Source organism: Streptomyces sp. NPDC054872 (assembly GCF_053610705.1).
Genome location: NZ_JBSGYY010000025.1, coordinates 1 through 13,709, shown reverse-complemented (window position 1 = coordinate 13,709; position 13,709 = coordinate 1). Strand labels below are relative to the sequence as shown.

Genomic DNA, 13,709 nt, shown 5'->3' with positions numbered 1-13,709 from the left:
TCCGGCCCTGGAGAGGTGGCGGGTGAGTTCTTCAAGTCCGTCGGGGCGGGACGTCCTGAGAGAGTCGATACGGGGCCAGCGGCGCGATGTCGCCGTGGGCTCGGTGCTGGGTTCCGGGCACCAGATAGGCGAGGCGCTGGTCCCCGTCCTGATCGGTGTCGCGATCGACCAGGCCGTCACCGACTCCGACACCGGCGCCCTGCTCATGTGTCTCGGCGTCCTCGCCGTGGGCTATGTCGCGCTCGCGCTGAGCTTCCGCTTCGGCGCCATGGCCGGTGAGCGTTCCGCCGCCCGCGCCGAGCACACCCTGCGCGTCTCCCTCGTACGACGCATCCTGCATCCCGGCGGCGGGGCCGAGGACGGGCGGCTGCCCGGCGCTCTCGCGAACATCGCGACCGAGGACGCCAAGCGCGTCGGCGCCGTCAACATGGCCCTGATGTCCGGGATCTCGGCCTTGACCGGCATCCTCACCTGCGCGGTCGTGCTGCTTCGCATGTCGCTGACGCTCGGCCTCGTCGTGCTGCTCGGCACGCCGGTGCTGCTGTGGCTCGGGCACCTCCTGAGCAAACCGCTCGAGAGCCGCAGCGAGGCCGAGCAGGAGCGGGCGGCCCACGCGTCGGCCGTCGCCGCCGACCTGGTGACGGGCCTGCGGATCCTCAAGGGCATCGGCGGTGAGTCGGCTGCCATCGCCCGTTACCGCACCACGAGCCGTGACTCCCTGGGTGCCACCCTGAAGGCGGCACGCGCGCAGGCCTTCCAGAGCGGCATGGTCCTCGCCCTGACGGGGTGCCTGATCGCCGCCGTCGCGCTGGTCGGCGGCAGACTCGCCGCGCAGGGCAGCATCAGCCTGGGCGAGCTGGTCTCGGCGGTGGGGCTCGCGCTCTTCCTCCTCGGTCCGCTGGAGGTGCTCGCCTGGGTCAACGCCGAGTTCGCCCAGGGCCGGGCGTCGGCCGGCCGGATCGCGGAGGTCGTCGCCGCGGAGCCCGTCGTCACCGGCGGAGACCGGAGCCTGCCCTTCCCGGTGCGCGGAGCGGTACGGCTCGACGGCGTACGGCACGGCGGGCTGCGCGGCGTGGACCTGGACGTCGCGCCCGGCGAACTGCTCGGCGTGGTCGCGACGGACCCCGCACACGCCAACGACCTGCTGCGCTGCCTGGCCCGGCGGACCGACCCGGAGACCGGGACCGTGCAACTGGACGGCATCCCCCTGCGGGACCTCGACCCGGCCGAACTGCGCACGGCGATGCTGGTCGCCGAACACGACGCCGACCTCTTCGAGGGCACCGTCCGCGACAACGTCACGGCCGCCGCGTCCGACGCCACCGACCCGGAAGAGGCCATGGCGGCGGCCGGTGTCGCCCAGGTCGCCCGGACCCTGCCGGACGGCGAGGACACGCCGGTCGGTGAGCGCGGCCGCTCGCTCTCGGGCGGGCAGCGCCAACGCGTCGCCCTCGCGCGCGCACTGGCCGCCGAGCCCCCCGTCCTGGTGGTGCACGATCCGACCACCGCGGTGGACGCCGTGACCGAGGCCGGCATCGCGGCCGGTGTCCGCGAGATCCGCAAGGGCCGCACCACGGTCCTGGTGACCACGAGCCCCGCGCTCCTCTCGGTCACCGACCGGGTGGTCCTCCTGGACGAGGGACGGGTCATCGACACGGCCCCGCACGCAGACCTGATCCAGCGTCATGAGGCCTATCGCACGGCGGTGTTGGCATGAACGAGACCCCGGCCGAGCAGCACACGGACACCCGCGAGCTGCTCCCCACCGCCACCGCGACACGCACCCGCGCCGCGGTCCGTGAACTGGTGCGCCCCTACCGCGGCCTGGCGGTCGGCGGCTTCGCCGTGATGATCGCGGCGACCGCGGTGGGCCTCCTGGTCCAGCCGCTGCTCGGCCGCATCGTCGACCTGGTGGCCGAGCAGCGCCCGGCGGGCGACCTCACGCTGCCCGTCGTCCTGCTGGTCCTGGTCGCCCTCGTGCACGGCGGGACCACCTCGCTCGGCCTGACGCTCGTCTCCCGGCTCGGCGAGACCGTGCTCGCGCAGCTGCGCGAGCGGTTCGTGGAGAGGGCCCTGCGGCTGCCGCTCGAACAGGTGGAGAAGGCCGGCGCAGGAGACCTGACCGCGCGGGTGACCCGGGACGTGTCGGTGGTGGGCGAGGCGGTGCGCAGCGCCCTGCCCGAACTGGCCCGGTCCCTGCTCGCCATCCTGCTGACGCTGGTGGCGATGGCGGCGCTCGACTGGCGTTTCCTGGTCGCGACCCTCCTCGCCGTGCCCATCCAGGCGTCCACCGCCCGCTGGTACGTCCGCCACGCCGTTCCGCTCTACGCCCAGCAGCGCATCGCCACCGGGGCCCAGCAGCAGCAGCTGCTCGACACCATCGCCGGCGCGGGCACGGTGCGGGCCTTCCGCATCGAGGAGGAGCACACCGCGCGGGTGACCCGGCGCAGTTCGACGGCGGTCGCCCTGAAGATGCGCGGCATCCGGCTCGTCCTGGACTTCTACAACCGGCTGCACGTCGCCGAGTACCTCGGCCTCACCGCGGTCCTCGTCACCGGGTTCCTCCTGGTCCGCGCGGACTCCGTGTCCATCGGCACCGCGACGGCCGCCGCGCTCTACTTCCACAGCCTCTTCACGCCGGTCAACTCCGCGCTCGTGCTTCTGGACGACGCGCAGTCGGCGACCGCCTCGCTCGCCCGCCTGGTCGGTGTCGCCGACGAGGTCACCCCCGAGCCCGTGCCCGTGGCGCGGACCGGGGCCGCACCCAGGGAGCCCGGTGCGGAGCCGGACGGCACCGTCACCGTGATCGGCATCGACCACGAGTACGTGCCCGGGCAGCCCGTCCTGCAAGCGGTGGACCTGAAGCTCCGGGCCGGGGAGCGGGTGGCGCTGGTCGGCCCGAGCGGCGCGGGCAAGACAACCCTGGCCAAGCTCATCGCGGGGGTGCACCGGCCTACCTCCGGATCGGTGCACCTGACCGGCACCCGGGGCGACGACCGCCTTCCGGTCGCCCTGGTCACCCAGGAGACGCACGTCTTCGCCGGGCCGCTCGCGGACGATCTGCGCCTGGCCCGCGCCGACGCCACCGACGACGAACTGCGCACGGCGCTGACCGACGTCGAGGCCATCGACTGGGTCGAGGCCCTGCCCGACGGCCTTGACACCGTCGTGGGCGACGGAGGCCACCGCCTCACCTCCGCCCAGGTCCAGCAACTCGCCCTGGCCCGGCTGATGCTGGCCGACCCGCCGGTGGCCGTGCTGGACGAGGCGACCGCCGAGGCGGGCAGCACCGGGGCGCGTCTCCTGGAGAAGGCCGCGGGCCGGGCGGTCGAGGGACGCACCGCGCTGGTCGTCGCGCACCGCCTCACCCAGGCCGCGACCGCGGACCGGATCGTCGTCATGGAGGAGGGCCGGATCGTGGAGAGCGGCACCCATGACGAACTGCGCGCGGGCTCCGGGCCCTACGCCTCCCTGTGGCAGGCGTGGTCGGGCACCCGTACCGCGAGCGACAAGACCCCCACGCAGCACGCCGGCACCGACACCACGACCGTGAAGGACGACGACTGATGCTCGGCTCTCCCAGACGCGCGGGCCGCCTCGCGACCGCGCTCGCCTCCGCACTCCTCCTCATCGGCACCGCCACGGCCTGCGGCTCGGGTGACGACTCCGACGCCGGGTCGGACGACGCCGCGTCCGCGAACGGCGCCTTCCCGGTGTCCATCGCGCACAAGTACGGCAGCACCACCGTCAAGGCCGAGCCCAAGCGCATCGTCACCGTCGGCCTCACCGACCAGGACGCCGTGCTCGCCCTGGGCGAGGTACCGGTCGGCACCACCGAGTGGCTCGGCGGCTACAAGGGCGCCATCGGCCCCTGGGCCGCCGACAAGCTCGGCGGCGCGAAGGCACCGACCGTCCTGAAGGACACCGGCACCGGCCCGCAGACGGAGAAGATCGCGGCGCTGCACCCCGACCTGATCCTCGCGGTCTACGGAGGCCTCACCAAGGAGCAGTACGCGACCCTGTCGAAGTTCGCGCCGGTGGTCGCCCAGCCGAAGGAGTACAACGACTTCGGGGTCCCGTGGCAGCAGCAGACCAAGACCATCGGCAAGGCGCTCGGCCAGGAGGCCGAGGCGAAGAAGCTGGTGACGGGCGTCGAGGCCGAGTTCAAGACCGCGGCCAAGGAGAATCCGGCGTTCGCCGGGTCCAGTGCCGTGATGGCCACTCCGTACGAGGGAATCTTCGCCTTCGGCAGCCAGGACCCCCGCTCCCGCGTGCTCACCGACCTCGGCTTCACCCTGCCGGGCGACCTGGACAAGGTCATCGGCGACGAGTTCGGTGCCAACATCAGCAAGGAACGCACCGACCTGCTGGACACCGACGCGATCGTGTGGATCGCCACGGACCCCGCGAAGGACGAGGCCAAGCTCGACAGGAATGCCCTCTATGCCGATCTGGACGTGGCCAAGGAGGACCGTGAGGTCTATGTGGCGGAGGCGAGCGACTACGGCAACTCCGTCTCCTTCGTGTCGGTCCTGAGCCTGCCGTACATGCTGGAGCGCCTGGTTCCGCAGCTCGCGTCGGCCGTGGACGGCGACACCGCGACCAAGGTGAAGCAGCACGCCGGGAGCCAGTGAACGTATGATCAGCCGATGTCTGACACGACCGAAACCACGCCCGGCTGGCTGACCTCCGACGAGCTCGAGCAGGCTCGTGCGCGCATGCCGATCCTGTACGTCGAGGCGGTGCCGGTGCGCACCGACGACAGCGGCGAAGTCACCAGCATCGGACTGCTGTTGGGGATGGGGCGGGACGGCTCGGTCAGCCGTTCCCTCGTCTCCGGCCGGGTCCTGCACCACGAGCGCGTCCGGGACGCCCTGCTGCGCCACCTGGAGAAGGACCTCGGCCCGGCGGCGCTCCCCCGCGTCCCGGCCTCCCTGCAGCCCTTCACCGTCGCCGAGTACTTCCCGACGCAAGGCATCACGCCGTTCCACGACCCCCGCCAGCACGCGGTGTCCCTCGCCTACGTCGTCCCGGTCGCCGGCGACTGCCGTCCCCGCCAGGACGCTCTCGACCTGGCGTGGTTCAGCCCGCAGGAGGCCTTGTCGGTGGTGGTCCAGAACGAGATGCCGGGCGGTCACGGCGTACTGCTCAAGCAGGCCCTCGCGCACGCGGGTTGCCTGTCCTGAGCGGAGTCCGGCGAGGGCCCCGAGTCGTCCGGTGAAACCCCCGGTGACGGATTAGGTAAGGCTCGGCTAAGTTGATCGGCGAGTGCCTCCCTCCGGAGGCACCCCTGCCAAGGAGATCGACGCAGCATGAGCTCAACCATCCGCCGGGCCCGCCGTACCACCGCGATAGCCGTGTCCCTCGCCGCGGGCGGCGCCCTGGCCTCGACCGGGTCCGCGGGCGCCGTCACCACGGGCGGCGGCTCGCCCGCGACCACCGCCCCGATCGCGCCGGGTCTGTATCAGTCCGCGTACTCGGAGCGGAACGACGCGCTCTGGGTCGCGTCTTCGGTGGGCCAGCCGCCCGCTCCCGTCACGGATTCCAGCCTGCTGAAGGTCGACCCGGACTCGCTGCGGGTGGAGCGGAGATACGCGCCCGCGACCAACGCGGCCACGGGCGCCGTCCAGTCCGTCTACGGCGTCGCCGTCGACGACGAGCACAACACCGTCTGGACGACGAACACCCGCGACAACTCCGTCTCCGTCTACAGCCAGCGCACCGGCAAGCACCTCGCCACCGTGCCCGGCGTGAACCACTCACGGGAGATCGTCGTCGACGAGCGGCGCGACCTGGTGTGGGCGAGCGCCTTCGGCGACGGCACCCTCGTCGCCTTCGACTCCGGCACCTTCAAGGAGAAGCGGCGCGTCACCGTCCCCGGTGCGGGACCGACGGGCCTCGCCGTGAACGAGCGGACCGGCTCGGTGTACGCGGCCGACCACACCGGCGACCGGATTATCGAGGTCCCCGCAGGTACGGGGAGCCCGCGGCTCATCCCGACCGGCGACGGTCCGCTCTCGGTGGCGCTCTCGAAGAACGGCCGCACCGCCTACACCGGTGACCAGACCGCGGGCACCGTCTCGGTCGTCGACCTGCGCAAGGGCGCCGTCACCCGGTCCGTGGCATCGGGCGCGGGCACCAAGTCCGTGGCCGTCGACCACCGTTCGGGTCACGTCCTCGCCGTCAACCGCCTCTCCGCCACCGTCACCGTCGTCGACCCGCACAAGGGCGCCGTCGTGAAGACGGTGACCACCGCGGCCCTGCCCAACCACGTCCACGTGAACAAGGGCACCGCCTACGTGGTCGACAAGTCGGCCTCGGGCCCCGCGGGCGAGGACCTGATGACCCGCTTCCGCGTGCGCCACTAGCCCACGAAGTCACGCACTCCCTGTGACACCCCGTCATCTCCCAGCAGGTCGTTGTGCTTCAGGCAGCCGGCCGCGTTGTTCGTGGCGCCGTCGACGCGCACGCTGCTGTCGGGGTTGATGACCTCGTCGCAGTGGGACCACCAGGTCGCGTAGGCGACGCCTCCCGGTGTCTCGTCGCCCTCCGCGAGCCCGTCCTGTACGTACGAACCCGGCGTCATGTCACGGCAGGCCTGCGACCAGGCGGCGCAGGCCCAGGCCGTGGCGGTGCCGTGGTTGGGGCCCGCGAGGGATGCCCAGTGGGCGACCGTCGCGGTGCCGCCGCCGTGCTTGACGTACCAGCGGGTGACGAGGCTCCCGAAGGAGTGGGCGACGACGTCCACCTTGGCGGCGCCCGACTGCGCGCGCACTTCCTCGACGTACGCGGCGAAGCGGCCGGAGAGCACCTCGTTCACCGACCGGCTGGTGTCGTACCCCCAGGAGAACAGCTCCGCGTCCGTGTATCCGGACGCCTTGAAGTCCTCCCGCAGGGAGCCCCACACGCCCGGGTCGGCGTTGTAGCCGTGGACGAAGATCACCGGAGTGCGGGCGGCCTTCGGGTTCTCGCCCGCCTGGGCTGCCGGGGTCAGCGGCAGCAGCAGGGCGGCGACGGCCGCGACGGTCAGCGGCAGGGACATTCGGCGCAGCACGGGTTCCCCCTCGGTCCGGCGGACTTCACCACGTTCAGCCGAGAATGGTGAGGTCTGGGGCGACGAATGAAAAGACCCGTGCGGCAGGGGAGTTACCGCGGGTATCAACCCTCGGGCTGGTCCGGCGTGCTCGCCTCTTCGTCCGGGTTCCAGTCGAGGAGCCGGACCTTCGCCACCGTCCGCACGTGCCGGCGCATCGCGGCGGCCGCCGCCCGGCCCCGCCCGGCCTCGATCGCGTCGAGGATCTCGTGGTGCTGGGCGAGGGACCGGGCGGGACGGCGCACCTGGCGCAGCGACTCGTTGCGGCTCTCGGTGATCTGCTCGGCGATGGAGCGCATGAACTCGGCGAGCAGCACGCTGTGGGCGGCCGCGGTCACGGCGGCGTGGAAGAGCCTGTCACCCTCGACTCCGCGCTCACCCGCCTCGATCTCCCGCGCCATCGTGTCGAGCGCCTCCCGCATCGCCCGTACGTCCTCGTCCGTGCGGCGCTCCGCGGCCAGTTCGGCGAGCTTGGTCTCCAGGGCCTCGCGCGCCTCCAGGACGTCGGGCAGCCGGCGCCTGCGTTCCACGAGCCGCTCCACGGGCTCGGCGTCCAGGCTGTCCTTGACCAGGTAGGTGCCGCCGCCGTGCCGCACCTCGACAAGGCCCTGCACTTCCAGTACGACGATGGCCTGCTTGACGGAGGCGCGGGACACGCCGAGACGCTGGGCCAGTTCACGCTCGGGCGGCAGCCGGTCGCCGGAGCGCAGACCGCCCTCGCCGACGTAGGCGCGCAGCCGGTCGAGCACCTGCTCGTAAAGGCGCGTCCTGCCCATGGGGCGCAGTGCGTCAGCCATCCCAACCCCCCATATCGGCCTCAGTGCCGGATTTCGGTCCCCGTGCCGATGGTCCCGCAGCCTAACAGCGGCCGATCCAGTGGACGAGTGGGCAAGTGGCTGAGCCAATTTGCGTCCGATCTCTTGACGGCCGAAACCGATACCCCGACGCTGAGTTCCGCCAACGGCCAAATTGGCTCAGCCACTTGGCCACTGAGGGACGGCCCCAGGGACGGGAGCCCACGATGTCCGCCGAACTCATCTCCATCCTCGTACTCGTGGTGGTCTTCGTGATCGCCACCACCCGCTCCATCAACATGGGCGCGCTCGCCTTCGCCGCCGCCTTCGCGGTCGGCGAACTGGTCGCCGACCTCGATGCGGACGGCATCTTCGCCGGCTTCCCCGGCGACCTCTTCGTCGTCCTGGTCGGCGTGACCTATCTGTTCGCGATCGCCCGCGCCAACGGCACCACCGACTGGCTGGTGCACGCGTCCATCCGCCTCGTGCGCGGACGGATCGCCCTGATCCCCTGGGTGATGTTCGTGATCACGGGGGCGCTCACCGCGATCGGCGCGGTCAGTCCGGCCGCCGTGGCGATCGTCGCCCCCATCGCCCTCAGCTTCGCCGCCCGGTACGGCATCAGCCCGCTCCTGATGGGCGCCATGGTCGTGCACGGAGCCCAAGGCGGTGGCTTCTCGCCCATCAGCATCTACGGGTCGATCGTCAACGGCATCATGGAGCGCGAGAACCTGCCGGGGAACGAGGTCGTGCTCTTCCTCGCCTCACTGGTCGTCAACCTCATCATCGCCGGGATCGTCTTCGTCCTCTTCGGCGGGCTGAAGCTGGGCGGCCGCTCCGAGGAAGCCGGGTCCGCAGCAGCGCAGCCGCCGTCGGAAGAAGCCAAGTCGGCCGAAAACGAAGCCGGTTCGCGGCTCGATCCGGCCAAGATCGCCACGCTCGCCGCGCTGGTCGCCCTCGTCGTCGCCGTGCTGGCCTTCGATCTCGACGCCGGCCTGAGCGCCATCACGCTGGCCGTGCTTCTGAGCGCGTTCTGGCCCGATGTCAGCCGCAAGGCCGTCGGCGAGATCGCCTGGCCGACCGTGCTGCTCATCTGCGGTGTGCTGACCTACGTCGGCGTCCTTGAGGAGATGGGCACCATCAAGTGGGCCGGTGAGGGCGTCTCCGACATCGGCGTCCCGCTCCTCGCCGCCGTACTGCTCTGCTACATCGGCGCGATCGTCTCCGCGTTCGCCTCCTCCGTCGGGATCATGGGGGCGCTCATCCCGCTCGCCGTACCGTTCCTGGCCCAGGGCGAGATCGGGGCGGTCGGCATGATCGCGGCGCTCGCCGTGTCCGCCACCGTCGTGGACGTCAGCCCCTTCTCCACCAACGGCGCGCTGGTGCTCGCCGCCGCCCCGGACGTCGACCGGGAGCGCTTCTTCCGGCAGCTGATGGTCTACGGCGGGATCGTGGTGGCCGTGGTGCCCGCCGCGGTGTGGCTCGTCTTCGTGGTGCCAGGATTCGGGTAGGACGAACCAGCACAAGACAACGGCCCGTGACGACAACCAAGGAGATACGCAGCGTGAGCTCCCCCCATCCGCCCCTCTTCCCGGCCCTCGTCGCGGGCCCCGACCTCCCCGCCCTGCGCTTCGGCGAACGCTCGCTGACCTACGCCGAGCTCGCCGCCACGGCAGGCTCCCTGGCCGCATCGATCGGCTCGGCGCGCCGGGCGGCACTGTGGGCCACACCGACCCTGGAGACCGCCGTCGGTGTGGTGGCCGCGCTGCTCGCCGGTGTGCCCGTGGTGCCGCTGAACCCGAAGATCGGCGAGCGCGAGCTGGGGCACATCGTGGCGGACAGCGCCCCGACGGTGGTGCTCGCGGCGCCCGGCGACGAACTCCCGGCGCCTCTGCGGGCGTTGAAGCGCACGGACATCAACCTCGCCGGCAGTACGACGGCCGCGGTCACGCCCGTCGAGCCCGACCCCGAGTCCCCCGCCCTGATCGTCTACACCTCGGGCACCACGGGACCGCCCAAGGGCGCGGTACTTCCCCGCCGGGCCCTCTCCACCACCCTGGACGCCCTGGAGGACGCCTGGCAGTGGACGTCCGACGACGTGCTGGTGCACGGGCTCCCGCTGTTCCACGTGCACGGACTGATCCTCGGCATCCTCGGACCGCTGCGCCGGGGCGGATCGGTGCGGCACCTGGGCCGGTTCTCCGTCGAGGGGGTGCGGCGGGAACTCACCGACGGGGCCACGATGCTGTTCGGCGTGCCGACCATGTACCACCGCATCGCGGAGGCGCTGCCCACCGACCCGGGCCTCGCCAAGGCCCTGTCCGGCGCACGGATCCTGGTCTCCGGGTCCGCCGCGCTGCCCGTCCACGACCACGAACGGATCGCGGCGGCCACCGGTCGCCGGGTGATCGAGCGGTACGGCATGACGGAGACCCTGATGAACACGAGCGTGCGGGCCGACGGCGAACCGCGCGCCGGAACCGTCGGGGTGCCGCTGGGCGGAGTGGAGTTGCGGCTCGTGGACGAGTCCGGCGCCGAGACCTCGGACCGGCAGGAGGTCGGCGAGATCGAGGTGCGCGGCCCGAATCTGTTCACCGAGTACCTGAACCGGCCGGACGCCACCGCCGCCGCCTTCACCGCCGACGGCTGGTTCCGCACCGGCGACATGGCGGTGCGCGACGACGACGGCTATGTGCGCATCGTCGGCCGCAAGGCCATCGACCTCATCAAGAGCGGCGGCTACAAGATCGGCGCGGGCGAGATCGAGAACGCCCTCCTTGAGCACCCGGGCGTACGAGAGGCCGCCGTGACCGGGGAACCCGACGACGACCTGGGCGAGCGCATCGTCGCCTGGATCGTGCCGACCGATCCCGATCAGCCGCCCACAGCAGCCGACTTGGCGGACCACGTGGCCGCCCAGCTCGCCCCGCACAAGCGCCCCCGCACGGTTCGCTACCTGTCGGAGCTCCCCCGCAACGACATGGGAAAGATCATGAAGCGGTCCCTCCATGCCTGAGCCGACGCCTGCCGGCCCGGCCCTCCGCTCGACCGCACGCGCCGCCATCACCGCGGTGGCCGACGGGAACACCTTTCGCGAACTACCGTCGGCCGAGGGGGCTTCCGGGGCCTCCCGGCGGCCCGATGGGCCACTCGACTGGCAGGGCTACGCGGAGTCCCTCGCCCGCGCCGGACAACGCACCGGCGAGCGGGAGTCGGTGGTCTGCGGCGCCGCCACCGTGGGCGGCACCCCCGCGGTGATCGTCTCCTTCGAGTTCGCCTTCCTGGGCGGCTCCCTCGGCGAGCGCACGGGTGACCGCCTGGAAGCCGCGCACCGCCACGCCCGGGACCACCGGCTGCCCGTCGTCTCGCTGATCGCGACGGGTGGCAGCCGCATGCAGGAGGGCATGCGCGCGCTGGTCCAACTTCAGCGCGTCGCACGGCAGTCCGAGCTCACCGGCGCTGCGGGTCTGGCCCGGATCGCCGTCCTGCGTGACCCGACCACGGGCGGCGGCTGGGCCACCCTGGGGGCCGGCGCCGACCTGATCCTCGCCCTGCCCGGCAGCCAGGTCGGCTTCGCCGGGTCCCGGGTGCGGCCGGCGGACGCGGATCCGACCGCCTACACCGCCGAGGCCCAGCTCGCGGCCGGGTCGATCGATGACGTCGTACGCCCCGAGGAGTTGCGCGAGGCACTGGCGCTGCGCCTCGGTCTGCTGTCCGCTCCCGGCGGCGCCCGCCCCGGGGCCGACGCGCTCGGCTCCCCCGCGCCCCCCGACGCGCTCGGCTCCCCCGAACCGCCCGACGCGCTCGGCCGCTGCGACCTGCCCGCCACCGGCTGGGAGGCCGTCAGCCGTGCCCGCGCCCGCGAACGCCCGCGCGCGGAGGCCTATTTGGACGCCTACTTCACGGAGCGGGCTCCGTTGCGCGGTGACCGGTGCGGGGGCTCGGACCCGGGGATGCTCTGCGGGTTCGGGCGGCGCGAAGGGCGGACCGTCGCCTTCGCGGCGCAGGGCGGGACGGCGACGACGCCCGCCGGGTACCGCACCGCGGCACGACTCGTGCGGCTCGCGGGGCGGCTCGGGATTCCCGTCCTGACCCTCGTCGACACCCCGGGCGCCGCCAACGGGGCGGAGGCCGAACGGGCGGGGGCGGGCGCGGCGATCGCCGATCTGTTCGCCGCCGTCGCCACCTCACCGGTTCCGGTCACGTCGCTGGTCATCGGCGAGGGCGGTTCGGGCGGGGCGCTCGCGCTCGCGTCACCGGACAATCTCTGGGCGACACCGGACAGCTACTTCTCGGTGATCGCCCCGGAGCAGGCCACGGCGATCCTCAAACGAGGGCACGAGGAGGTCAGAGCGACGGCGGAGCAACTCCGTCTGCGCCCGCAGGACTTGGTGGAACTCGGCCTGGCACGCGGCATCGTGACGGCACGGCACGGTTGAACCCCTCCGCGCTTCCTTTCCCTCCCCTGGTCACGCCTCGTCGCCGCGGGGTTCTTACGGACCCGTGACGTGGGCCCGTCGCAGGCCGTCTTCCCTGCTCGGCGCGCCTAGCGTGGGCCGCATGCGCGTACTTGTCACCGGCGGCGCCGGGTTCATCGGATCGCACGTGGTCGAAGCCCTCACCGAACGCGGACATGAGGTGGAGGTGTACGACGCCCTGCTGCCTTCCGCGCACGCCGTCGCGCCGCGGGCGCCCGACGGGCAGCGGTGGACCGTGGCCGACGTCCGGGACCGGGACGCGGTGCGGGACGCGGTGCGCGGGGTGGACGCGGTGTGTCATCAGGCGGCGATGGTGGGCCTCGGCAAGGACTTCGCGGACGCACCCGCGTACGTCGGCTGCAACGACCTGGGTACGGCCGTGCTGCTCGCCGCGATGGCCGAGGCCGGGGTACGCGACCTGGTGCTCGCCGGGTCGATGGTGGTCTACGGCGAAGGGCGCTACGCGTGCGAACGGCACGGGGTGGTGCGGCCGGGTCCGCGCGCGGCGGCGGATCTGGACGCCGGGCGCTTCGAGCCCCGCTGCCCGGACTGCGGGGCCGAGTTGAGGCCCGGCCTGGTGGGTGAGGACGCGCCCGCCGATCCGCGCAATGTGTACGCATCCACCAAGCTGGCGCAGGAACATCTGGCCGCCGCGTGGGCGCGGGCGAGCGGTGGCCGCGCGGTGTCCTTGCGCTACCACAACGTGTACGGCCCCGGCATGCCCCGCGACACCCCGTACGCCGGTGTGGCCTCCTTCTTCCGTTCCTCGCTGGAGCGGGGCGAGGCGCCCCAGGTCTTCGAGGACGGCGGCCAACGCCGGGACTTCGTGCACGTACGGGATGTGGCGGCGGCCAACGCGCTGGCGCTGGAGGCGGTGCGCGAGCGGGAGGCGGGGGCGTTCACGGCGTACAACACCGGCAGCGGGGAGCCGCACACCGTCGGCGAGATGGCCCACGAACTGGCGCGAGCTTTCGGCGGCCCGGCCCCGGCGGTGACAGGCGAGTACCGGCTCGGCGACGTCCGCCACATCACGGCGGACTCGGGGCGCCTACGGGCGGAGCTCGGCTGGCGGCCGGAAGTGGACTTCGCCGAGGGAATGACGTCATTCGCCAAGGCAGCGCTGCGGGGGTAGCCGGATCCTTCACACCGGCGGGGCACCCGAGGCGGGCTTCATCTTGAGGGGCGGTGCCTCGGGTCCCCGGCGGCGGGGTGACGGCCCGGGCGGCGGGGTTTGACGGCCCGGGCGGCGCGACAGCCCGGCGGCGCGGGGCGTCGGCAGGCCGGCCCGGGAGCGCGGGGCGGGGCGCGGCGGCGCGAGGCGACGCGCGGGCGGCGGCGCGAGGC

The 13,709-nt window shown here is 72.7% G+C and carries 11 protein-coding genes and 1 pseudogene; 9 read left to right on the top strand and 3 right to left on the bottom strand.

The features are described 5' to 3' along the window. The first annotated feature begins 22 nt into the window (after window positions 1–22). From ACWGIH_RS27255 to ACWGIH_RS27235, 5 genes are all read left to right on the top strand, one after another. Window positions 23–1,717: an ABC transporter ATP-binding protein gene (locus ACWGIH_RS27255; RefSeq protein ID WP_453451527.1), complete on the top strand. Its 1,695-nt coding sequence runs from the start codon at window positions 23–25 to the stop codon at window positions 1,715–1,717. Continuing rightward, window positions 1,714–3,567, top strand: coding sequence for an ABC transporter ATP-binding protein (locus ACWGIH_RS27250; RefSeq protein WP_453451526.1), 1,854 nt, complete (start codon window positions 1,714–1,716; stop codon window positions 3,565–3,567). The genes ACWGIH_RS27255 and ACWGIH_RS27250 overlap by 4 nt, the downstream gene beginning before the upstream one ends. Continuing rightward, the gene (locus ACWGIH_RS27245; RefSeq protein ID WP_453451524.1) at window positions 3,567–4,634 is read left to right on the top strand and encodes an iron-siderophore ABC transporter substrate-binding protein; all 1,068 of its coding nucleotides are present in this window, start codon (window positions 3,567–3,569) and stop codon (window positions 4,632–4,634) included. The genes ACWGIH_RS27250 and ACWGIH_RS27245 overlap by 1 nt, the downstream gene beginning before the upstream one ends. 15 nt (window positions 4,635–4,649) lie before the next feature. Continuing rightward, window positions 4,650–5,186 carry an NUDIX hydrolase family protein gene (locus ACWGIH_RS27240; RefSeq protein WP_453451523.1) on the top strand — a complete coding sequence of 179 codons (537 nt, stop codon included), beginning with the start codon at window positions 4,650–4,652 and terminating at the stop codon, window positions 5,184–5,186. 126 nt (window positions 5,187–5,312) lie between these two features. Beyond that, window positions 5,313–6,368, top strand: a complete 1,056-nt coding sequence (locus ACWGIH_RS27235; RefSeq protein ID WP_453451522.1) for a YncE family protein — start codon at window positions 5,313–5,315, stop codon at window positions 6,366–6,368. Here ACWGIH_RS27235 and ACWGIH_RS27230 read toward each other — a convergent pair. Together ACWGIH_RS27230 and ACWGIH_RS27225 are read right to left on the bottom strand one after the other, a co-directional pair. After that, complete coding sequence (locus ACWGIH_RS27230) at window positions 6,365–7,051, bottom strand: esterase/lipase family protein (RefSeq protein WP_453451561.1); 687 nt, start codon at window positions 7,049–7,051, stop codon at window positions 6,365–6,367. The genes ACWGIH_RS27235 and ACWGIH_RS27230 overlap by 4 nt on opposite strands. A gap of 107 nt (window positions 7,052–7,158) precedes the next feature. Beyond that, window positions 7,159–7,890, bottom strand: a complete 732-nt coding sequence (locus ACWGIH_RS27225) for a FadR/GntR family transcriptional regulator (RefSeq protein WP_453451521.1) — start codon at window positions 7,888–7,890, stop codon at window positions 7,159–7,161. Between the two features lie 224 nt (window positions 7,891–8,114). Here ACWGIH_RS27225 and ACWGIH_RS27220 point away from each other — a divergent pair, with 224 nt between their 5' ends. From ACWGIH_RS27220 to ACWGIH_RS27205, 4 genes are all read left to right on the top strand, one after another. Beyond that, window positions 8,115–9,398, top strand: coding sequence for an SLC13 family permease (locus tag ACWGIH_RS27220; RefSeq protein ID WP_453451519.1), 1,284 nt, complete (start codon window positions 8,115–8,117; stop codon window positions 9,396–9,398). A gap of 53 nt (window positions 9,399–9,451) precedes the next feature. Further along, window positions 9,452–10,903, top strand: coding sequence for an acyl-CoA synthetase (locus ACWGIH_RS27215; RefSeq protein ID WP_453451518.1), 1,452 nt, complete (start codon window positions 9,452–9,454; stop codon window positions 10,901–10,903). Next, entirely contained in the window at window positions 10,896–12,326 is a 1,431-nt protein-coding gene (locus ACWGIH_RS27210) for a carboxyl transferase domain-containing protein (protein ID WP_453451517.1), read from the top strand. Before ACWGIH_RS27215 ends, ACWGIH_RS27210 begins: the two co-directional genes overlap by 8 nt. A gap of 121 nt (window positions 12,327–12,447) precedes the next feature. Continuing rightward, on the top strand, window positions 12,448–13,497 hold the full coding sequence (locus ACWGIH_RS27205; RefSeq protein WP_453451516.1) for an NAD-dependent epimerase/dehydratase family protein: 1,050 nt from the start codon (window positions 12,448–12,450) through the stop codon (window positions 13,495–13,497). Window positions 13,498–13,506: 9 nt separating this feature from the next. On the opposite strand, the pseudogene ACWGIH_RS27200 reads toward ACWGIH_RS27205, so the two are convergent. Continuing rightward, a pseudogene (locus tag ACWGIH_RS27200) lies at window positions 13,507–13,709 on the bottom strand (hypothetical protein); the annotation flags it as partial.